A 22,498-nucleotide genomic window follows, 5' to 3' on the forward strand; every position below is an offset into this window, starting at 1 on the left:
TGTATTCCCCACAACAGACATTGAAGAGTAATGGCGATTGGCAGGGAAAGATTGCAAAAATTGATCCGGGTAAAAAAGGCGGTAAACTCTGATCGAACCTAAAAATGTTTGTAAAAGCTGCAATAATTTCGGGTTAGTGATCTTGAATGTGCAAAATTTTTTCAATGTCCACGCCTAAGGTCAGCACCCCCAAACGCCTACCCGAGATTTCCAAAGGCATGCTCATTTGTGATTGAAACCGACGGGTAGATTGATCGTACACCACTTCATCAAAAAACCATTCACCTGCAGGCTGTATAAAGCCCTGCCTGTACTTGACCTCATCACCCTGCCAATAGTCAGAGGTGAAGGGCACTGCGGCCACATTGCGCCCCTGTGTATCCATCACAATAACCTCATTAATTGCAGGTATTTGTGCTTGCCAGGGCAACAGGGCAGCCATTAAGTTCGAATCTAATAGAACCCTTAACGCTTCACTGTTGAAGTCCCGATAATGGCTACGCCACTGAAAATCCAAACGCTGTATCAATTGCTCACTTAATGGTTCTTGCGCAGCGCGGCGCAGCAGTGCATCGTCCAGCGCGCCCATATCCAACAGTGTTGAAATGTCTGGCCGCAAACGCTGCACTATTTTTTCCTGTTCTGCGGCATTCAGAGCAAAGCCTTCAGCAGCACACAGGTGTACATGGCGATTAAACTGCGCTAAAAAATCTGGGTGACGCTCTGTAAATTCCCGGCCGAAATAAACCCCCAAGGGGAGATAACGATCAAATCGGGCATGATAGCGCTCTGGCGGTATATTCAGAGAATGCGCGGCTTTTTCGAAGTGTTGGCGATCGGCAAGAATGACATCCACCCGTCCGGCATAAAGCATTTTGATCATTTGAGGTAAATCCTGCGCCGACAGATAATCGGTCTGCCCATTCAGGTCGAACCACAGTTGTTGATGGCTGCCAAGAATGGCTCCTTTACGCATAGTTGCCGGGTCTGAAGCAAACTCTGTGTCGTCGCGGGTAAACCAGTACCACTTTTGTAAAATCAGTGGATCTGAGAGAGTGGCAAACGCGTCCAGCTCCGGATCTGGCATGGCAGTGAAAAAACCATCTATGGTGCCGATTCGAACTTCCTGTTGAGCTCGACGCCAAGGCTGGTAATGTATTTTCGGCTGGTAAGGGAGGTGAGAAAAAATACAGTCTATATGGGTTAATATTCCCATTTGCGCACGGGGTTTATAATCTGCCGAATAGGCCGATTGCACATTGGTACCCAGAATAACCTGCGCAACCGCCGCCTGTTTGTCAGAGGGTACATCCGCGATTACGACAGTCGGCAAAAGAAGCATGAAAGCCGTTATGAGCCGGCGCACTATCGATTACCTCATAAGGGTTATTATTTCCTTACGAGTATAGCAGCGCATTCGCAAACGGCAGGGCAAACTTTCCGCTGGCTTTAATCCAACTCTACGCGAGGGTAAAACGCTTCAACGAGAACGTTTAATTTGTGGCAAGAAGTGCCACTCATCCAGCCCTACAGGCAAATCGGAAGGCAGGCTCAACAAATACAGCGCCATGTCTTTTACCCGCCCACTCACATTTACCTCAACACTGCCATTGAGTAATGCGCTTTTAAACGAGCCGGGCTTACAAATATCCACCAAAACCGTATTCTCGCCCCGTTGATCGGTATAGCGTAATGCCAACTGCAAAGGCCGGGTGGCCCCCTGAGGTAAGCGTAACCAGACTGCCAGATCGTACACTCCGCTCCACGGGCCAGAAGGCTTCCAATTTCCATGATTGCTCAGCACCGATAGCGAAATGTCGGCTACCCGCTTATCCCGTATTTTTGCTGAAGGCACGGCCTTAACGCCAGGGACGGCGCTACTACCAGAATGTCGCAGTGTTTCTGTTGCAGCCTGAACGGATTTACGATTAAACATCATGTTGTGCTCCGGTATTCAATCGCTTTAAAACTAAGCGAGTTACAGTTGGTTCAAGCACCTTAGCATTGCAGGGGAAAACAAAAGTGTGACTTATGCGGCAATGTCTGCGTCTGAAACCCCAGTTGCGGTATTGAATGACAAGGGATATCGGGAGCGTGAATGGTAGCGCTATCAATATCATCATTTAGGTGGTTATGACTTATTAATGACACTTTGCAATTGTTTACGCTTTAGCGGGGTATGTTAGAATACGCGCCCTCTGGGCTCCTGCTTAAGGACCTACAAGAATCGGCGCAGACCGATCATGAACGGAGCCGCCCCAGAGTTACTGCCACACTAACTATCACGGAAATTACATGTCTACCATCACCTATCGCGCTAGCGCGCTGCTTGGGGTGTGTCTGCTTTTGCTGTCCGGACAAACCCTCGCCGCCACAGGCACCATCAATTTAACCACGAGCGGCATTGGCTATTTCGCTCTGATCCTGTTCGCGATTGCCTATATCGTGGTAATGCTGGAAGAAAAGCTGCACTTAAGAAAATCAAAACCTGTACTGGTGGCTGCCGGTGTTATCTGGATGTGCATTGGCTGGGTTTACACGCAGGCCGGTCAGCCCCATGACGCCGAGCACGCTTTTCGCCACACCCTGCTTGAGTTTGCAGAACTTATGCTGTTTCTGCTGGTGGCCATGACGTACATTAACGCCTTGGAAGAGCGTCGCTTATTCGATGTACTGCGCGCCTGGATGGTACGAAAAGGCTTCAACTATAAAACGCTTTTTTGGTTAACAGGCTTTTTATCCTTTTTCATTTCCCCTATTGCCGATAACTTAACAACGGCGCTTTTAATGTGTGCCGTTATCGTCAAAGTGGCCGGAGACGATACTCGTTTTATCAACCTTTGCTGTATTAACGTTGTGGTCGCGGCTAATGCCGGTGGCGCGTTCAGCCCCTTTGGCGATATCACAACATTGATGGTATGGCAGGCAGGGATTGTCGAGTTCCAAGAGTTTCTGGCACTTTTCCTACCTTCTATGGTGAATTTTTTAATTCCAGCAGCCATCATGAGCTTCTTTATCGAAAACCGCAAACCGGTAGCCGTCGAGGAAGAAGTCGAGCTCAAGCGCGGTGCCCTGCGGATTATGTGTCTGTTTTTGCTCACCATCGCCACCGCGGTTATGTGCCATTTGCTGCTCCACCTACCTCCGGTTCTGGGGATGATGACCGGCTTAGGTTATTTACAGTTTTTTGGCTATTTCCTACGTCGCACCTTACCTGGCTCGCTGGCTCGCAAAAGAGCTTTGGCAGAGCGCGCCGGAGATCAACAGGCGCTGGAGCGCTTAGGCGGTGTAGTACCTTTTGATGTCTTCAGCAAAGTGGCGCGCGCCGAGTGGGACACCTTGCTGTTCTTTTATGGCGTGGTGATGTGTGTTGGCGGCTTGGGTTACATGGGTTATCTGGCGTATATGTCCGAGCTTCTTTACACCGGTCTGGGAGCGACTCAAACCAACATTATCCTCGGGGTGGCCTCAGCCATTATTGATAACATTCCAGTAATGTTCGCCGTTTTAACCATGGAGCCCGAAATGTCTCACGGGCACTGGCTGTTAATAACTCTGACCGCCGGAACCGGCGGCAGCCTGCTTTCCATTGGTTCGGCCGCAGGGGTTGCACTGATGGGCCAGGCCCGGGGTAAATACACCTTTTTCGGCCACCTGAAATGGACCCCCGTCATCGCCATTGGCTATGCCGCCAGTGTGGCCGTCCACCTTTGGCTAAATGCAGAAATGTTTACCCATTAAGCACACACTAAAAAGGGTGCACAATGTGCACCCTTTTTTCTAGCCGCTTCAGCCAGCGCCTCGCGGTTTCACAGCCGTTAACATTTACACCAATTGCATGGGAATAGTATTGGTGGTGCGCTCGACCTTATTTTTTTCATCCAGATACACCAGCCGCGGCTTATAATTTTCCAGCTGCTCCTCTGTGTATTGGCCATAGGCACCAATAATAACTCGATCACCTACCTGCACCTTACGCGCAGCAGCACCGTTCATGGAAATCGTGCCCGAGCCACGCTCGGCAAGAATCACATAAGTGGTAAAGCGTTCGCCGTTATTGACGTTATAAATGTCAATCTGTTCAAACTCGCGCAGTCCGGCCAGATCTACCAGATCAGCATCAATGGCGCAGGAGCCGTCATACCACAGCTCTGCCTGGGTAACGGCTGCCATGTGTAATTTGCCTTTAAGCATGGTAGAGAGCATGGGCTCCTCCTCAGTGTTAACTTATGGCACCTGCGGCACCAGCACCGGAATTTTAGTCAATTTCCAGTGATATATTATCAATCAATCGGGCCCCTTCCGTATACATGGCCCCAAGGACGGTCATCTCCCTGTCATCGTCCGCCGCCGGTTTAAGGGTGCGGCTGTTGCAGATTTCAAGGTAGTCCACCTTAAAACCCACCTCTTCAATTTGCGTGCGCCCTTCGTCTTGCAGCGCTAAAAAATCCCGGCGACCACGTTTAATCTGCTCGCCCACCCAATTCAAGGTGTGGTTTAACTGACTGACACGCGGGCGCTCGTCTTCGGTAATAAAGCCGTTGCGCGAGCTGAGCGCTAATCCGTCATCTTCGCGGTAGATTTCCCCTGCACTAATCTGTACTGGCATGCACAAGTCTTCCACCATGCGGCGAATAACCGCCAATTGCTGAAAGTCTTTTATACCGAACACAGCCTCATCAGGCTGCACAATATTAAACAGCTTAGTTACCACCGTGGTCACCCCTTCAAAGTGACCGGGGCGGCTGGCGCCACACAACACGTCGGTCATCGCCGGGACGATCACCCGGGTCTGCTCATCCATGCCGTTGGGGTACATCTCGGTCTCTTCCGGGCAGAACAGGAAATCGCAGTTAACGCCCTCAAGCTTTGCTGCATCGGCGGCCAAGGTGCGGGGGTACTTGTCCCAATCCTCATTAAGGCCAAACTGCAAACGATTCACAAAAATGCTCGCCACCACCACATCGCAGCTTCGCCGGGCCTGCTGAACCAACGCAAGGTGAGCGTTGTGCAGATTTCCCATAGTGGGCACAAAACCAATGCGCTTACCCTCGCGCCGCGCTTTGGCAAGCTCTGCGCGCAGGGAGCTGATGTGATGAAATACCTGCATAACGCCCTCGTGGTACCCGTTATTTACGGGGGGCGGATAATACACCCTTCGGCCGTTTATGTACATTTTTTGGGCGTAGAGAACGAGGCAATAGAAGGGACTTGGATAACAAAGTCCACCCGCAGAATATGCGCTCAGCCGTTAAATAGAGAACCTTGCGGTGGAGCGGAGATGTCCGTCTCGCGAGGCAGACGTACCACAGCATCCCCCACCGCCAACCGGCCTCCCTGAACAACTTTAGCGCACAGACCACCATAGCCATACATAGCGGCGGCCCCGCCGGGGCCAAGGTTTTGATTCATGCGCGAACACGGGTGGCAGAGCGCCGCAGGCTCTAGAATCACTTCGCCAATTTGTACCCGCTGGTGGCGCAGCAAGTTAAGGTTTAGCCCCCTGACCACAAGATTGCGACGCAATAGCACAGGGTCAATATCCGCCGTGCCAGTATGCAGACAAATTTGTTGAATAAATTCGTGACTTATAAGCGTCACCTGACGACCTGAACCGGGGGTTTTACGGCTGCGGTGATCGCCCGCCAGCCCTCTATCCACCACCGCCTCGGCGGACTCCACCACGTGAATTTGACCGCGATGCGCACTGCGCAGGCCAATCCACTCTAAACGGCCGGGCTTTAGGTCTTTAGCGAGCTTATCGAGTAGGCGAGCTTGGGAGTTCATATCAGCACAGGCAAATTTATACAGGCTAAGGGTTAGTAATCATCCTGCTGCGAGAAATACTCTGGCGCAAGGTTATCAAACCGCGTGTATTTACCCACAAACGCCGCGCGTACTGTGCCTACCTCACCGTTACGCTGCTTACCCACAATCAGTTCTGAGACACCTTTATCCGGACTGTCTTCGTTGTAATATTCGTCGCGGTAAATAAACAGAATCACGTCGGCGTCCTGCTCGATGGCGCCCGATTCACGCAGGTCGGAGTTCATGGGACGCTTGTTAGGACGCTGCTCCACACTCCGGTTAAGCTGCGACAAAGCGATCACTGGGCAATCGAATTCTTTGGCCAAGGCTTTCAAGGCGCGGGAGATTTCAGAAATTTCCTGGGTACGCCCCTCGGTGGAACCTGCCACCTGCATCAGCTGCAGGTAATCCACCATGATCATGCCAGGGTTGCCGTGCTCACGGGCAATGCGCCGGGTGCGCGCGCGCATTTCTTGCGGCGTAAGGCCCGGAGTGTCGTCGATAAACAGCGGCTTGTCTTTCATTTTACTCACCGCCGCCGACAACTTAGGCCAGTCCTCTTCGGTCAGTTTGCCGTTGCGCATGTGGCCCTGATCGATGCGGCCGATGGAGGACATCATCCGCATGACCAGTGCCGCCGAGGGCATTTCCATACTGAACACCAGCACCGGACGCTCTTGGGTAAAAATGGCGGACTCGACAAAATTGAGCGCCAAAGCGGTCTTACCCATAGAGGGACGAGCGGCGAGAATGATCAATTCCCCCGGCTGCCAGCCCGAGGTTTTGGTGTCCAAGTCTGTAAGGCCGGTGGTCACCCCGGTAACGTCGTCGCCAGAGCGAAACAGCTCGTCGATGCGCTCAACGGTCTCTTTCAGCAGGCCGTTAACGTCCCGCAACCCACCCTCTTTAGGGCGGTCTTCGGCGATTTGCGCAACGCGTTTTTCCGCCAGCTGCAGCAAGTCATCCGAGTCGAGACCCGCGGGGTTAAAGCTGGACTGGCTGATGTCCTGCGCCGCCGCAATCAGTTGGCGCAAGGTTGAGCGCTCGCGCACAATGCGCGCGTAGGCAGTAATATTGGCCGCGCTTGGGGTATTGGCCGCCAGCTCTACCAGGTACCCCAGGCCACCGGCACGCTCCAGCTCGCCGTGGCGCTCAAGCGCCTCAGACAAAGTCACCGGGTCGAGAGGCTGCGCATCTTCCTGCAACTCGACCATCATGCGTAAGATCAGCTTGTGATCTTCGCGGTAAAAGTCCACTTCCGAGGCGACTTCCAGCACCGCGTCCAGGCGGCTGTTTTCCAGCATCAGACCACCCAGCACCGCCTGCTCGGCCTCTACCGAGCTGGGTAATCCAGGCCTGCCTGTATCGTTATCAGTGTTGTAGTTTGATAAAGCCTCGGAGGACATAGTGCGTGCGGTATTCCTTGTAATTTGTGCGGGCAAAAAAAACGGGCACCCGACAGCCAAGCTGTCGATAGTGCCCGATTTTCGTCAGTTTGTCAGCGCTTGTAAACGCTTAGCCACTCAACCTATAGAGCGGCTAAACAGAATTACTCGGCAACAACAGACAGTTTGATCGCTTGAATCACTTCAGCGTGTACCTGAACGTCGATGTCGTATTCGCCAACTTCGCGAATCACACCTTCGGGCAGGCGCACTTCTGATTTAGCCACTTCAACACCGGCAGCGGTGATGGCGTCAGCGATATCGCGAGTACCGATAGAACCGAACAGTTTACCTTCGTCGCCAGCGTTGGCTTCGATGGTAACCGCCAGATCCGCCAGCTTCTCGGCACGCTTTTCAGCTTCAGCTTTCTTCTCTGCAGCAGCAGCTTCCAGCTCGGCGCGACGCGCTTCAAACTCAGCGATGTTAGACTCAGTAGCCGGAACCGCTTTGCCCTGGGGAACCAGGAAGTTGCGGCCAAAGCCTGATTTAACGGTAACTTTGTCGCCAATGGCGCCCAGTTTACCTACTTTCTCGAGCAGAATAACTTCCATCTCGTTAACCCTCTAGTTTCAATTTTGCCTGCGGGCTCAGGCCTGTTTAGGCTTGATACGTCCGCGTATATCCAACCACGTGTCACCAAAGGCGACGATCACTAACAGAATCTTAAACGGCTGCAGCAATATCAGCGCTATGTAAAACAACACCAGCCACTGCACACCCATGCCCTTTTTAGCCACCAGAGCGTGTACCAGAGCAATACCGGCAAACAGCAAAGGCTGGGCAAACACCAGCGCCCACACTTTGGTGGTGGCTGGCTGCTGGTAGCAGTACACCGCCGCAATCATGCACACCAAAGCGGCGACAGGCGTTAAGCGCAAGGCACGAAACTCAGTGCCAAACCCACCCGGGTTGTACAATACTGCCTGCCACCAGCGCCCCAGTATCAACCCCATGGCACCACTTAACGTGGTCATGGCGGCCAACAGCCCCAGCACCATAGTGGCATTGGGTTCGGGCAACACCAGAGGCGGCTCAGCCTCAGCGGTTATAGCGGCCATAATCTCTGCCAGGGCGGCTACGGCCTTATCGACCAGCTCCGGCAATGTCACCCCCAGAACAACCGCTCCAAGAGTGTTACAGGCCACCAACCCCATCAAGGCATGCTGCCAGGATGCGCTTTGCCGCAATACCTGCGCGGCGGTAAAAATACTCACAGCGCCGATAATTGCCAGGGCGGCGTTTTGCTGCCCCATCGCCATAAACACTATGGCTGGCAGCAGTGCCCAGGCCAGTACCATTGCACCATCGGCAAGGCCTCGCCTGAGTGTTACCAGGGCAACGGTGGCCGGACTCAGTAGCGGAATCCAGTGCCCTAACAGGGCGACCGCTGCAGCCTGAGCGCGGCCGCGCATAATAAATTCAGCCAGCGCGCGCACAACTGTTAGTCTTACTCGTGGCTGTCCGTGTACGGCAGCAGTGCCAGGTAGCGTGCACGCTTAACAGCGGTAGACAGCTGACGCTGGTACTTGGCTTTAGTACCCGTGATACGGCTGGGTACGATTTTACCGGTTTCAGTGATGTAGGCTTTTAAAGTTTCCAGATCTTTATAGTCGATCTGCTTTACGCCTTCAGCGGTGAAACGGCAGAACTTACGGCGACGAAAAAAACGAGCCATGGATTATTCCCCCTCTTTCTCAGTGGTCTGCTCTTCTGCATTCTCTTCGGCATTTTCCTCAGAGTTGTCAGAAGACTTTTCAGACTCTTCGCGACGCGGGGCGCGCGGCTGCTTGCGCTCGCGGCTCTCTTTGTCAGCCTTAGCAATCGGAGACTCTTCGGTAACAGCCTCGTCAGTGCGGATAACCATGTTACGCAATACAGCGTCGTTATAGCGGAAGTTAGTGGTCAGCTCTTCGAGTGCCTCTTCGCTACATTCAACGTTCATCAGAACATAGTGTGCTTTGTGAATCTTGTTGATGGAGTAAGCCAGTTGACGGCGGCCCCAATCTTCCAGGCGATGTACCTGGCCACCACCGTTAGTAACGGTAGCAGTGTAGCGCTCGATCATGCCGGGCACTTGTTCGCTCTGGTCCGGGTGGACCATAAATACGATTTCGTAATGACGCATTAATAGCTCCTTACGGGTGAAAGTCTCCCAGCGAATACCGGTAAGACAAGGAGTAGCCCGACGCTTACACGCGAGGCCGGTTATACCTGCACCCCACGGGGTACAAGGGCGCGGTATTTTAGGGAGTTTGCTGGCGGAACGCAAGGTTAAATTTTGGACAACGCCTGTTGACCCGAGTACAGGGCAGCCGCCCGAACAAGGCACGCATGAAAACCTTGCTCTCGACCCAGACCTTGCCGCCCTTTGCACTACAGCGATGAGCCCATCCGCAATAAGATCATCAGCCACAAAGCCACCAAAAAAGGCGACCCTCTTCAGGGCCGCCTTTTGCGGTATTACCTTTTACACTGCCGGAGGCCTAACTTGGCACCTCAAAGACGTCAGTGCTTAGCCGTAAACGGGGAACTTCGCACACACGTCCAGCACTTTTTGCTTCACGCTGGCGATGGCCTCATCGGCATTGCCTTTTTCCAAACCGTCCAGCACGTCGCACATCCAATGGGCCAGATCCGTACACTCACTTTCACCAAAACCACGGGTAGTGATAGCCGGGGTACCTACACGCAGGCCCGAGGTTACAAACGGCGAACGCGGATCGTTAGGCACGGCGTTCTTATTCACAGTGATATTGGCCTGCCCCAGAGCGGCATCGGCATCTTTACCCGAGTACTCTTTGCCAATCAGGCTCACCAGCATCAGGTGGTTTTCAGTGCCGCCAGACACCACATCCAGACCGCGCTCCAAAAACACCTTAGCCATGGCCTTAGCGTTTTTCACAACCTGCTGCTGGTAAGTTTTGTACTCGTCGCTCATGGCCTCTTTAAAGCTGATGGCCTTGGCAGCGATCACGTGCATCAGAGGACCACCCTGACCACCGGGAAATACCGCCGAGTTGAGCTTTTTCTCAATCTCTTCGTTGGCCTTGGCCAGGATAATGCCGCCGCGCGGACCGCGCAGAGTTTTGTGGGTGGTCGAAGTCACCACATGGGCGTGAGGGATGGGGCTGGGGTAAACGCCCGCTGCCACCAAACCGGCCACGTGTGCCATATCAACCAGTAAGTAAGCGCCAACTTTATCGGCGATTTCGCGGAAACGAGCCCAGTCCATCACCTGCGAATAGGCCGAAAAACCCGCGACAATCATGGTGGGCTTATGCTCTACCGCCAAACGCTCTACTTCATCCATGTCCACCAGACCCGTATCCGGGTTCAGGCCGTACTGCACAGAGTTGTAGGTTTTGCCCGAAAAGTTGGGCTTGGCACCGTGGGTTAAGTGACCGCCGGCGTCCAGGCTCATACCTAAAATGGTATCGCCCGGCTTACACAGCGCCTGATAAACGGCACCATTGGCCTGTGAGCCAGAGTGGGGCTGGACGTTGGCGTAATCAGCACCGAACAATTCGCAGGCGCGCTCAATGGCCAGCGCTTCACTTTTATCCACATACTCACAACCGCCATAGTAGCGCTTGCCCGGATAACCTTCGGCGTATTTGTTGGTCAGTTTGGTGCCCTGGGCCGCCATAACCAGCGGGCTGGTGTAGTTTTCAGAGGCAATCAGTTCGATGTGCTCTTCCTGACGACGGCTTTCGTTCTCGATGGAATCCCAGATTTCTGGGTCAAACGAGGCGATTGTTTGGCTTTTATCAAACATGGACAATTCCTACACTAACGGGCAGCGCTGGCACTACCGGATTGTTGAAAGGGGATAGGTTGTAAATCAAGAAAGGCCGCGATTGTACACCAAACGTTCAGCATTTCGCCACGGCAAATTGGGCCACAGGTTCGCATGCCTGGGACCCTGACGCCAAACCCAGCCCCGCCCCAGAAAGCTGGCATGCAGCGCTTAGGTTACAAAGGTTGGCCCGCTGCGCTCGCCGCTGGCAAACGCATCAAGATTCTCACCAGTTACCCGAGCAATTTGCGCCAGCGCTTCGCGGGTAAAAAAGCCCTGATGGCCAGTCACAATAACATTGGCGAAAGTGAATAAACGGGCGAAAACGTCGTCCTGCAAAATCGCATCGGACTTATCTTCAAAAAACAGATCGGCCTCTTCCTCATAGACATCAATACCGAGATACCCCACCTGCCCCGTTTTCAGCCCGTCGATAACCGCACGGGTATCAATCAGGCCACCGCGACTGGTGTTAATCAGCATCACGCCGGGCTTCATTTGCGCGATACTGTCAGCGTTGATCAAGTGATGGGTAGACTCCAGCAGCGGGCAGTGCAGCGAGATAATATCCGCCTCTTGCCATAGCTGCTCGCGAGGGACGTATTCGGCCATCGCGGCCATAGTGTCGTTGGGGTAAGGGTCGCTCACCAACAGGCGGCAGCCGAAACCCTGCATAATACGGGCGAAAGCGCAGCCAATTTTGCCACTGCCCACAATGCCCACGGTTTTGCCGTGCAGATCGAACCCCAGCAAGCCGTCCAGCGAATAATCCTGCTCGCGCATGCGATTGTAGGCCCGTCGCATGCGGCGGTTTAAATCGAGAATAAGGGCGGTGGCAAATTCAGCCACCGCATAAGGTGAATACTCGGGCACCCGGCATACGGCAATACCCAAATGCTTGGCAGCGGCTACATCCACATTATTAAAACCGGCGCAACGCATGGCGACCATGCGCACCCCGGCTGCGGATAACTGCATTAATACCGGCTCGCTCAGCACATCGTTCACAAAGCAGCAAACCGCCTCAAAGCCCGCAGCCAGAGGCGCCGTTTGCGCATTGAGATGGGCATCGATAAACGTCAACTCATGTCCTGCAATCTGCGCCAAGTTTTCCCGGTCGTAGCGTTTGGTATTGAACACCGCCACTTTCATGAACGTCAGTCCTGCTTCTCGATGGAGTCATCGGCCTTTACGTCGGCCGCTACCGCCGCATTGGGGTCGACCTTAAAAAACGGAATGGTGATGGGATAATTTTGAATCACGCCGTCCTTTGCACGGATAGCGCCCAGTACAATAAAAATAATGGACACAATACCGAGCACCGGCAGCAGGATTAAACCAATGCCAATAAACACCAAAAAGAGGCAAATCCAGAAATAAATGAACGAGCTGATAATCCAGTTAAAAACGACCTTACCCTGCTCGTTGATGTAGGGGTCTTCACGCTTAAGCAGCCACATCACCAAAGGGACAATCCAACCACACATGGGGATGATATACCCGCACAACTGAGCAAAGTGCAAAATCATACTGAAGGTTCGATTATCCACATCGCCAATTACATCACTGGCACCAGACCCACCGAGAATTTTCGCTTTGGCCTTGTTGTACTCCTCATCCGAAATCATGCCTTTTTCTTTCAGCTCATTCAGCTTTTCAATTTTATCTAAGTCCATCTGTGCCTCCTAATGATCCGATATCAGTAAGTAATAATCTGTGGTGATATTCAGCCTGCATCTCACCGTTAAACTTTCAGTGATGACATCATTCTTTATAAGTATTTGGCCACTGTATTGCTTTTACTGCAACAGCTTACCCGCATCGAAAAAATCCTTCATTAAACAGGGCTGCGCCTCTGGCCAAAAACGATTTGTTCTAAACGGCTTTCAAAACCAGGCGCGGCGTCGTACAACTCTACCCGCCCCTCCATAAGCAATTGCGCCAATTCATCCCGACGCCATTCGGCCACTTTGCGCTGAAACTTGTCGTAAAAGAGGTACTTTTGCGTCGATGGCATAATCATGCCCAAATGACAGCGCTCACGCTCCGGCTCACCTAAGGGTATATCCGCAAAAGCCCCCACTTGCAGCTTATCAATTTGCGCCAGAGCACTCTGCCTGCGCTGCTCCTGTAACGCTTCACGGGCTTGGCGCTCGGCAGCCTCGCGGCTTCGTTTTAACGCCTCGTGGCGCGCCTGCTCTGCAGCCAACGCCTGTTGACGCGCTAATGCATCGGCCTGACGACGCGCCGCTAAGATACGCTCGCTTTCAATGCGGACTTGTTCTTCCCTTTCACGCTTTTGTTGCGCTAAGACTTCCTGCAACTCACACTCAGCCTTAATGTCCCCATGGTAGTAACGCAGACGCGAAGTGGCTTTGTTAACCGCCGTACTGTATACCCTGATATTAACCATAGGTTGTGCATCGCGCCTATCCAGTGCCTCCAAAAACTTTCCCACCGACAACTGCATTACTTTATGCCCTTGTCGATTGACGAACATTAACTCACCACTGACAGGTGACTGCAGAAGGTACTGACAACGTAGCTGCCCTTCCAGCGGCGAATGAAATATCAACCAATCACCACACTCTAATTGATGGGGCTCGCCATCTCGTCGGTGGCCACGCACTTTTAAAGGCTCACGTTTTTGTGCGATAGGCGGTGCAATCACCGTGTCCAACGTGTTGCCCAACAACAGCGCATCAATACCCAGCACCACATCACTGACAAACTGATTGTAAGCTTCTGGATCACAGGTGGCAGGAGTTTCAGCAGCGCTCAGGCTGGCTGTCAATTGAGGCGCCGTTCGATGCAACATCGTTTGCGCCTCAAGCGTTTTATTAGGCTCAAAGGCTCGGCACAACTGCTGCAGCATTTCTGCCCAGAAATCCCACTGCTTATGCTGCTCGTTAATCAAAAAATAGCGCAGCGCTGGGCCGATGGATTGGTGGATATACTGATAAATGGCATCTGGCAGACTGCATCCAGCCATCCATTGATTTAGGCTGGTCTCTACCTGGTGCGCCGCCTGCTGAACTTTTAACTGGCCTTGCTCCAACTCATTAATTCGACCAGCCAATCGTGCTGCACGATCCAGCTCACGGTCGGCCTGCTGATTAAATTGCCCGATAGCGGTTTGACAGGCTGCCGCATTACCGAGGTTTGCCTCTAATTGTTGCAGTAATTCATCACAGCGGGCGAGAAATTTATCCCCCGCACTGCCCAGGCCCGGATACCAGCTCTGCCAGTGAAACAATAACGTATCCCAGACATCCACCCACTGTGGCTGTTGCCACAGATCATCGTCGGCGTGATGAAACACAAGGTGTAATAAACAATGCAGGAGGTTTTCTACGCGGGGGGCGAGCATGGCATCGCCCTGTAAATTGTCGCGCGTACCGCGCACGACCCACGCGGCCAGCAGCCAGGCTGGGTCCGCGCCAGGAGCGAGGCGCTGAAAGTCCTCAACAGCCAGGCGACTTGACGCCAGCAACGCCTTTTCGTCGATTGCAGCGTTACTCTTTTGCGTCCAGCGGCGCAAATCTTTGAGAACCCCACCTATAGCAGCGGAACAAGCGTGAGTGTCTTCCATCCGTTGTACAACCACCCCAAAGCCAAGACAAAGAACCCGCGAAGCCACTGCGATGGCAACGCGGGTTCAATGATCTTAGCAAAATTGAGGCCTGTATTCTCTGCTTAAATTCAAGCGTGAATTCAGCTCACTGAGCGCTAGCGCATCGCTTCTAAAGCTCAGTGATCGTGGCCGTGATCATGCTCTTCGTCTTCACCTGTATACCCCAGCCACACTGCCGCTGATGGCGTAAACTCCAAGCTCCAGGGCTCTTCAGCTGCCAATGCCTCAATATCCACTTCGACCAAGGACTGTGCACCAGGGTTAACAACGTACACATGATGCCCGGTAGGGGGCACAACCAGCTTCAAGCTTTGCCCCTCGGCAAGAACACTGGCGTCGGTAACATTTAACTCACCGTGAATTTCCCAATCGTGGCTGTCCAGCACCACCAGCGAACCTTCGCTGGTCAAAGCGACGAAGAACTCTCCGCCTGCTGCAAAGTCACTGGCAACCACGGAGTCCTCTTCGTGCAAAGGCTCAGGCAATGCCTGTAGCTCGGCCTGGCCGGGGACAACACGCACCAGTTTGCCCGAGACAATTCCAATTGCTTCATCTATATGGTGATGAGCACGCAGGCTGCCCACGCGAGTCCCTTCGGTCAGAGCTGAACCGTTTGCGACTTTAGCCGCAGAAAAATCTGCGCCTTCGTCAATAACCAGTACACCGTCGGTACAGCCAAAGAAAATGTGGTCTTCGTTTTGTGCACTGCCGTGCAAACCCGGACAGGTTTCGGCAAACACGGTTTCCAGCTCATACTCGGTATCATGCAAGTGATACAAACCCACTTGATCAGGCAAAATGCTGGCGCTGTCTGCATCGCGAATGGTTGCCAGCAAGTGCTCGCCACGAACCTGAGCAGCACCGTGCATGTAAGTGTCAAACATCAACGTGTTCGCCATGCCATTGTCTGCCACCGCAGCCGTATCAAAGGTGGCAACACCAGCGACATCGCCCGTCTCACTATTGCCATCATAAAACACGGCAACTTGTTCATCGTTAAAGGTGTAGTGGGTAGGCTTGACACCATCCAGATAAAAATCTTGGATGGCCGGCGCTTCGGCATAAGGGTGATCATGATCACCATGATCCTCAACCCAAACGCCACCATCGACAAAGCTCACCCAGTTGTCGTCGCGGTGCACAAACGCAGCGTAGCGGTAGCCGGGCACCGGGTAAGCGTAACCAATGGGTGCGGGCAAGCTCAGCTCAGACACTTCATCTCCATCGCCTGCTTCGAAAATGTGTACCATTTCAGAGCCATCTTCTACCAACAACAGCCGTGCCGCACTGGTTTCTTCATCATGATCATGGTCATGATCGTCTTCATCACCGTGGTCGTGATCTTCATGACCCGGCTCAGCTACATCCTGGGCGTAGATATTGGTTTCACTGTCACCACAAGCGCTCAGCATTAAGGCTAAAAAAATGGCCGATAATGGTTTCATTTTACTTTCTAACAACATGAATAAACTCCTTAGTAAGCCTTAAAAGCTCGCACGAATACCGGCAGAAACCGAACGGCCTGCACGGGGTGCAATATCTTTAATAAATGAACTATGAACGCGCGCGGTTTCATCCAAAAGGTTATCGCCGCGAAGATAAAGTTTGGTTTCACCCCACACCGGCAGCGTGTAACTGACTTCAGCATCTACCCAGGTGTATTCGTCCGTCGGGGTTTCAAACTCGGCCGTGTCATCGGCTTCAAAATAATGTGTTGCGCTGGCATTAATAGCCCAGGGGCCCAACTCATATTCGGCGATCACACCAGCACGCAGCGGTGGAATGCGGGGCAAGTTGCCACCATCTCGCAAAGTCGCGCGAATATAGTCGGTGGTAAAACTCAGCATTAACGTGTCGCTAGCCTGCCAGTGAACCTCACCCTCAAAACCGTAAAGCTCGGCATCGGCGGCGGTAAATTGATAGACCGGAAGCAACTCGTCTTCGTGCTCACCCTCATGGTCATGCTCTTCTGCATGGTCATGGTCATGATCGTGGTCATGGTCATGGCCACTTTCAGCCTCTAACCCAGTGGCACGGGCGTAATAAAAATCATCTACCTGATTGTAAAAAGCGCCCACTACAAAGCCCACGTCTCCGGCAAACTTACGCAGTGAAATATCAATATTATTGGAAGTTTCAAGCTCTACCGGATCGCTTGAAAAGTTCACCACCCAATCACCATCCTCATTGGCCAGAATGTCGAAGATGGAGCCCACCTCGAAGCTACCGGCGCCGATGTGGGGTCCATAAGAAAACACCTCACTGGCGGACGGCGCGCGCTGGGCATGGACTAAATTAACACCCAGGTTATAACCCTCGGCGAAATCCCAGACGGTTCCAAACGAGAAACTGTAGGGAGTGAACTCTTGCTCCAGACGATAGGTACCGCGCTCGGCTTCTGAATCCAAGATTACATCGTGAGCATCGACTTCAACCCACTCGATACGACCACCTACCTGCACCAGAAAGTCGCCAAAGTGCCTCTCTTCCATCAGGGCAAGGGCGTAGGACTCTGTCAGCGAAGGCGGGGTAAAGGCCTCTTCACCTTGAGCCGCGTTTTCCTGACGTTTGGCGTGCAAACTAACTGCCCCGCGCCACTCCGCGAAAGGCTGGTGAAACAGCTCAAGCCGGGCTTCGTGAAGCTCATTTTCAAAGGTAGTGCCAATAGCATCGCCTTCCAACTCGCGGTGCTCATAATCGGTATAACCGTAACGTAACCGCGCCTCGGCAAGAATATCGTGATCGAAGCTGTACTCACTGACAAACTGCAAACGATCTTGCTCCAGCTCAGCTTCAACCATAATGCCATCGTGGCTATGGCCGGGAATACCGTAGGTGCGCTCCAGGCGACCCACACTGATACCAGCAAAGCCATTATCGCTGATGTAGCTACCCCCTAAGGTGGCCCCCTGACTGTCATAACCGGAGTTTTCTAAAGTGCCATAGCTGGCGTCTTCATCCGGCTCAACCTCGGCGTAACCCGGAATTTCAAGGTCATCGGCTTCGCGCCAAAAACCGTCAACGTGCACCGCAAAACTATCGCCCAGGCCAACGTTCGCACTGCCCTCAATCACAGGTTCGTTGTTGGCGCTGTTGTACTCCAACTGCCACTGACCAAAGGTCTCCGTGTCTTGTGGTACGCGATCGTCCACCACGTTGACCACACCACCAATAGCGCCGTTGCCGTAAAATAACGTGGCGGGGCCGCGCAGGATCTCTACCTGGCGGGCGGTGGTGGCTTCACCGGTTACCGCATGGTCTGGTCCGCTGCGTGAAACATCACCAACATCCAAACCATTTTGCGCCACCAGCACTCGCGGCCCTGACAAGCCCCGGATAATCGGCGTGCCCGCCACCGGACCATAGTAGCTTGAATGAACACCAACCTGTTTATTCAGGGTGTCTCCCAACGTAGCCGATTGCTGATCACGCAGGGCGTCACCGCTTAACACCGACACTGGCGTGGCCGACTCCAACTGCGAAATGTGCCAGGGCATGCCCGTCACATCCACAATTTCCATAACCGTGTCGGTGAGGGTAATGCGCAGCGACTCACTGCCATCGTGCACGTGAACATTCTTGTGCATAAAGCGCGGCGCGCGAACATGCAGCTCTACATCGTCACTGGACAAATCATCCAACAGGAACTGCCCCTGCGCATCGGTAGCGGCTTTCTCGCGCGACCCCACCACTTCAACAACCGCGTTACCGACTGGCTGACCCGCACTATCAAGCACTACACCTCGAATAGTATCGGCACTGACAAAGCCGGGAACCGTTAAAATTCCGAACCCCAAATACATTAAAGACCGCTTCAACACGCAACCCCCTCGTGGTTGAGACAGATAAAACAAAAGCGCTATAGCGCGCCAGAATAAACTTATGTTATAACATAACAATACGAAAGAGCAACATTATAACGTTCTGCATATCACAAAGGTTTTTCGCCGGGCTTTTTCAGTTCATATACAACAGGCATAATCACGCCCTCACCCTTGCACACATAACCGACATCCAATGAAACCAATTTCAACTAATATCATCACCGGCTTTCTCGGCGTGGGAAAAACCACCACCATTCGACACCTGCTGAGCCAAAAACCCAAACAGGAAAACTGGGCAATATTGGTCAATGAATTTGGGGAGGTAGGCATAGACGGCGCGCTTATGCGTGAACATGAGGCGCGCGAAGGTGGAATTAGCGTTAAAGAAATTCCCGGCGGCTGCATGTGCTGTACGGCAGGCCTGCCTATGCGCATAGGTCTTACGCAATTATTACGCAGCCGTCAGTTTGACCGCCTGATTATCGAGCCCACGGGGCTGGGACATCCAGTGGAAGTTCTGCAAACTCTGAAACACGACTTTGCTGATGTTGTGCACATCAAAGCTTGCCTGACACTGGTAAATCCGCAGCATTTTATCAGTGAGCGACATTTACAAAACGACACCTTCGGCCAACAGCTTCAAATGGCCGACGCGCTGATTATCAACAAGATGGATTTAGCCAGCGAGCCCTTGCTGACAGCAATGGATAAACATTTGCAATCGCTCGAATTGGCGCAGCGCCCACAAGCCCACATTGAGCACGGCAGGCTTCCTAAAAGGTGGCTTGAACTTGAGCATCAGGCCAGCATACCGCTGCCAGAAACTCATGCGCATCACAGCTCTAATTTTCCGGCTGAAACGTTACCCACACCATCTGCCGACCAACCTATTAACCGCAAGGGACATGCAGGGCAAGGCTATTTCAGCATAGGCTGGGTAATTCACCCCGGCAAAACCTTTTCACTGTCATCTCTATTAAGTTGGCTGCACGGGCTTGAGTGTGATCGATTAAAAGCGGTATTAATTACCGATGAAGGCGTCATCGCATTAAATTTAGCCGACAGCGTCGTTAAAATGCTGGAGCTGGATGAGTGCAACGACAGTCGTTTAGAAATCATTAGCCACCAACCTTTGGATGAAATGACACTGGAGCAAGAGCTAAAGCAACATATCATTGAGCCAATGTAATTACTTAACCTTTGCTAAAGGCAGGCGAATAAAAAACTCACTGCCTTTACCCAGCTCAGACTCAAACCCAATAGAACCCCGCATTTTCTCCACCAGAGCTTTCGCAATATATAAGCCCAAACCCGTACCACTTCTCTCGCGCTTGTCTGATGAGTCAGCCTGTGAGAACTTCTGGAAAATCTGTTTACGAAAGTACTCTGGCATTCCACGACCAAAATCTTTTACCGAAATTACGAGCGACTCATCATCTTTGGTTAAAGACAAAATAACGGTTCCACCGGAATTTGAGTATTTAATCGCATTGGAGAGCAAGTTAGTTAAGACCTGTGCCAACCGGTGAGCATCCGCCGAAACACAATCTTCTTTTGTCAGCGTCTCAGCCCATTCCAGACTCAAGGTCACCTCAAAGCCATCGGCGTAGGCCTGCATTTGCCTCATCACATGCCTTACCGCCGGTATAACCGCAACAGGAGCAATCTCAATTTTAAGCTGATCGAAATCCAGTTTTTCAATGTCGAGAATATCGTTCACCAGCACACTCAAACGCTCGGCGTTATCAGTCGCTATGGTGACTAAATTGGCCGTTTTTTCACTGATATCACCGACAACGCCTGAAGACACCAGTTTTAGCGAGCCAATAATGGAGGTCAGCGGTGTGCGCAACTCGTGACTTACGGTACTGATAAACTCGCTTTTGAGTTTCTCCGTTTTCTTATGCTCAGTAATATTGTGCAGCATTAATACATAGCGCGGATCTTCACCAAACTGCATTTGGCTAATGCCAACTTCAACGGCATGACGCTGCCCCTCTAGAGTCGTCAGGGTGGTTTCAAACGTACCGTTGAGACGATTATTCAAGACATCGTCAACGCCCTTACCCGCAGCGGTAAAAATATCCAGCCAGGTATCAATAGTAGAACCTTGCAGCTGCTCACCCGAAGCGGCAAACAGAGTTAACGCGGCCGGGTTATATCGCTCCACCGCCCCAAGGGAGTTCACAGTCAAAATAGCGTCGGCAGCGCTGTTTAGAATGGAAGACAGCTCGGTGGTTCTCTCTTCAACAAGCTCATGGATTCTCTCTGAGCGCACACTAAGAGACAGTAAAAATCCGCCCAGCAAAGCACAGAACAAAAAGCCTCCGGCTAAAACCGTCCAAGTCAAAGGGCTATGGTATTTCCGCACAAAAGCATCATTTGGGGTCAGGGTAAGCCGAATAGCCGCACCAGCGAACGGGTAGGTTTGCTCAAAGCGCAGTAATGACGCCAGCTCAGATTTAGCAACACCACCTACAGTGGCTAAGGTGTCCGTATGCTCACCAATATAATCCACCGCCACCACAAAGTTCGGCGGCACACCATACCCAGTATTCATTCGGCTTATGAGCTGCTCCATGATGACCACTGCCGTAGCAAAACCTTTGATGTTCTCCCATCGGTTTTCCTTTGTGCCCTTAAAATAAACGGGGTAGAACACCAATAACGCTTTGCTGGTTATGGTGTCCTGAACCAGCTTTATAGGAGCTGTCATACGAGCCTCCCCGCTACTGGCACTGCGCTCCAGGGCGGCTCGACGGTTAGGTAACGCTCCGATATTAAAATTCTGCGCCTTATTATTCCCCTCTGCCGGGATGATGTATTTGATGTACACATACTCGTCCCGCTTAGGCGCTGAGAGCAATTCCCCTTCAGCTGAACGCTCAGTAATTACCCCAGGTAACCCCTGCTGCATTAGTTGTCGCTCTTCGGCCTCACGCTGAGTTCCACTGATACGAGCATTCCACGAGACAGCGTGCAGAACCTCGTTCCCCTCGAGGGTGTGCTCATTAAACCGCTGAAAATCATCAAAAGAGACAGACTCCGACGCCTGAAAAAGGCCATCAATGCTCTTTAATATCGCCAGCTTATGGTCCAAACCCGATGCAAAGTTTGCGGCATAAGGCACAGCAAGCTGCTGAAACGACTTGTCCAATCGCTCTAGCTCCGCTCGATTAATGCGCACAAATACAACAACCATTACCCCTGTCGCGATCACAATTGGCAGGCCAACGCTCAGTATTCGTCCGCGCCAAACCCCGGCAGGCTGGGCAAAAAACACATACATCATTGGCAAAGCCAGCATTACCCCGATACTGTCGCCAAGCCACCAGGTCCACCAAGTGGTAGAAAAGTCCCGCCCCTCGATAATCCCACACAGCAACAGCATTAGTGTGCATAGCGTCGCACTCACCAAGCAGGCCACCGGCCCACACGCCACCAGCAAGCTTGCGATATCACCTTCACGCGCGAAAGCCCGCCTCCCGCGTAAAATAAACCTCGCCAACCCCCAGGCCACTATCACACTCAAACTTGACCCCAAACCGATGCCAACCGCTAAGACACCGCCCACCATGGTTAAACCTTGAGCACTCTGAGCACTGACCATCAGACTTAAGAAGAGCGAACCAAGAAAAACCCCTGGCAGAAGCCTTACACCGAACAGCAGCACCGCCCCTATTGCCATTCCCATTGGCGGAAACAGGGCACTGGCAAACCCAGAGGGTATCGCCATCAATAAAGCCAGCGACCCAACCCCCCAGTAACTAAAGGCCAAATAAATAATTTTACGAAGAGTATCCAACTCGAGCTGCCCCACTTATTAACCGATGCTCGCCTATTGTAGCCTGATCTTGTCTGGATACTGAGCGTTCCACCTTGATTAATCCATGCAACGAGCCCCCTACCACATCACCGCACAGTGACGATAGATCTTGACTATTCACCCCCTTCTGAATTACGTTATGTTATAACATTGCACAAAACGAGA

The 22,498-nt window shown here is 52.5% G+C and carries 19 protein-coding genes; 2 read left to right on the forward strand and 17 right to left on the reverse strand.

Going from position 1 to position 22,498, the window contains the following annotated elements; all coding sequences use genetic code 11:
• Positions 1–133: 133 nt before the first annotated feature.
• A complete protein-coding gene (locus D568_RS20075) occupies positions 134–1,342 on the reverse strand; it encodes a substrate-binding periplasmic protein (protein ID WP_020209928.1) in 1,209 nt (402 codons plus the stop codon).
• A 138-nt stretch (positions 1,343–1,480) separates the two neighbouring features.
• Positions 1,481–1,939 (reverse strand): hypothetical protein, encoded by a 459-nt coding sequence (locus D568_RS0112410; RefSeq protein ID WP_020209929.1) that lies wholly within the window; start codon positions 1,937–1,939, stop codon positions 1,481–1,483.
• A 356-nt stretch (positions 1,940–2,295) separates the two neighbouring features.
• Here D568_RS0112410 and nhaD point away from each other — a divergent pair, with 356 nt between their 5' ends.
• On the forward strand, positions 2,296–3,741 hold the full coding sequence (gene nhaD / locus D568_RS0112415; protein ID WP_020209930.1) for a sodium:proton antiporter NhaD: 1,446 nt from the start codon (positions 2,296–2,298) through the stop codon (positions 3,739–3,741).
• Positions 3,742–3,825: 84 nt separating this feature from the next.
• Here the strand turns inward: nhaD and panD are convergent, their stop codons facing one another.
• The 14 genes from panD to D568_RS0112485 form a co-directional block, all read right to left on the reverse strand.
• Positions 3,826–4,206, reverse strand: a complete 381-nt coding sequence (gene panD / locus D568_RS0112420; RefSeq protein ID WP_020209931.1) for an aspartate 1-decarboxylase — start codon at positions 4,204–4,206, stop codon at positions 3,826–3,828.
• A 52-nt stretch (positions 4,207–4,258) separates the two neighbouring features.
• Positions 4,259–5,110, reverse strand: coding sequence for a pantoate--beta-alanine ligase (gene panC, locus D568_RS0112425; protein ID WP_020209932.1), 852 nt, complete (start codon positions 5,108–5,110; stop codon positions 4,259–4,261).
• Positions 5,111–5,244: 134 nt separating this feature from the next.
• Entirely contained in the window at positions 5,245–5,787 is a 543-nt protein-coding gene (locus D568_RS0112430) for an MOSC domain-containing protein (RefSeq protein WP_020209933.1), read from the reverse strand.
• A 32-nt stretch (positions 5,788–5,819) separates the two neighbouring features.
• Entirely contained in the window at positions 5,820–7,214 is a 1,395-nt protein-coding gene (gene dnaB, locus D568_RS0112435) for a replicative DNA helicase (protein ID WP_020209934.1), read from the reverse strand.
• 143 nt (positions 7,215–7,357) lie between these two features.
• The gene (gene rplI / locus D568_RS0112440; protein WP_020209935.1) at positions 7,358–7,804 is read right to left on the reverse strand and encodes a 50S ribosomal protein L9; all 447 of its coding nucleotides are present in this window, start codon (positions 7,802–7,804) and stop codon (positions 7,358–7,360) included.
• Positions 7,805–7,840: 36 nt separating this feature from the next.
• Positions 7,841–8,689 carry a YybS family protein gene (locus tag D568_RS0112445; protein WP_020209936.1) on the reverse strand — a complete coding sequence of 283 codons (849 nt, stop codon included), beginning with the start codon at positions 8,687–8,689 and terminating at the stop codon, positions 7,841–7,843.
• An 11-nt stretch (positions 8,690–8,700) separates the two neighbouring features.
• Positions 8,701–8,928, reverse strand: a complete 228-nt coding sequence (gene rpsR, locus D568_RS0112450) for a 30S ribosomal protein S18 (RefSeq protein ID WP_020209937.1) — start codon at positions 8,926–8,928, stop codon at positions 8,701–8,703.
• A gap of 3 nt (positions 8,929–8,931) precedes the next feature.
• Positions 8,932–9,378 (reverse strand): 30S ribosomal protein S6, encoded by a 447-nt coding sequence (gene rpsF, locus D568_RS0112455; protein ID WP_020209938.1) that lies wholly within the window; start codon positions 9,376–9,378, stop codon positions 8,932–8,934.
• Between the two features lie 387 nt (positions 9,379–9,765).
• Positions 9,766–11,028 carry a serine hydroxymethyltransferase gene (gene glyA, locus D568_RS0112460; RefSeq protein ID WP_020209939.1) on the reverse strand — a complete coding sequence of 421 codons (1,263 nt, stop codon included), beginning with the start codon at positions 11,026–11,028 and terminating at the stop codon, positions 9,766–9,768.
• A 192-nt stretch (positions 11,029–11,220) separates the two neighbouring features.
• On the reverse strand, positions 11,221–12,201 hold the full coding sequence (locus D568_RS0112465; RefSeq protein ID WP_020209940.1) for a 2-hydroxyacid dehydrogenase: 981 nt from the start codon (positions 12,199–12,201) through the stop codon (positions 11,221–11,223).
• A gap of 5 nt (positions 12,202–12,206) precedes the next feature.
• Entirely contained in the window at positions 12,207–12,725 is a 519-nt protein-coding gene (locus D568_RS0112470) for a magnetosome magnetite crystal formation protein family (RefSeq protein WP_020209941.1), read from the reverse strand.
• Between the two features lie 161 nt (positions 12,726–12,886).
• Entirely contained in the window at positions 12,887–14,641 is a 1,755-nt protein-coding gene (locus D568_RS0112475) for a DUF1631 family protein (protein ID WP_020209942.1), read from the reverse strand.
• Between the two features lie 158 nt (positions 14,642–14,799).
• The gene (locus tag D568_RS20080; protein WP_020209943.1) at positions 14,800–16,146 is read right to left on the reverse strand and encodes a hypothetical protein; all 1,347 of its coding nucleotides are present in this window, start codon (positions 16,144–16,146) and stop codon (positions 14,800–14,802) included.
• A gap of 21 nt (positions 16,147–16,167) precedes the next feature.
• The gene (locus D568_RS0112485) at positions 16,168–18,504 is read right to left on the reverse strand and encodes a TonB-dependent receptor (protein ID WP_342661973.1); all 2,337 of its coding nucleotides are present in this window, start codon (positions 18,502–18,504) and stop codon (positions 16,168–16,170) included.
• A 196-nt stretch (positions 18,505–18,700) separates the two neighbouring features.
• Here D568_RS0112485 and D568_RS0112490 point away from each other — a divergent pair, with 196 nt between their 5' ends.
• On the forward strand, positions 18,701–19,696 hold the full coding sequence (locus tag D568_RS0112490) for a CobW family GTP-binding protein (RefSeq protein ID WP_020209945.1): 996 nt from the start codon (positions 18,701–18,703) through the stop codon (positions 19,694–19,696).
• Here D568_RS0112490 and D568_RS0112495 read toward each other — a convergent pair whose 3' ends face one another.
• Entirely contained in the window at positions 19,697–22,327 is a 2,631-nt protein-coding gene (locus D568_RS0112495) for a CHASE domain-containing protein (protein ID WP_020209946.1), read from the reverse strand. It abuts the gene before it with no gap.
• Between the last annotated feature and the right edge of the window lie 171 nt (positions 22,328–22,498).

The sequence above is a fragment of the Gilvimarinus chinensis DSM 19667 genome, assembly GCF_000377745.1.
Lineage (GTDB): Bacteria > Pseudomonadota > Gammaproteobacteria > Pseudomonadales > Cellvibrionaceae > Gilvimarinus > Gilvimarinus chinensis.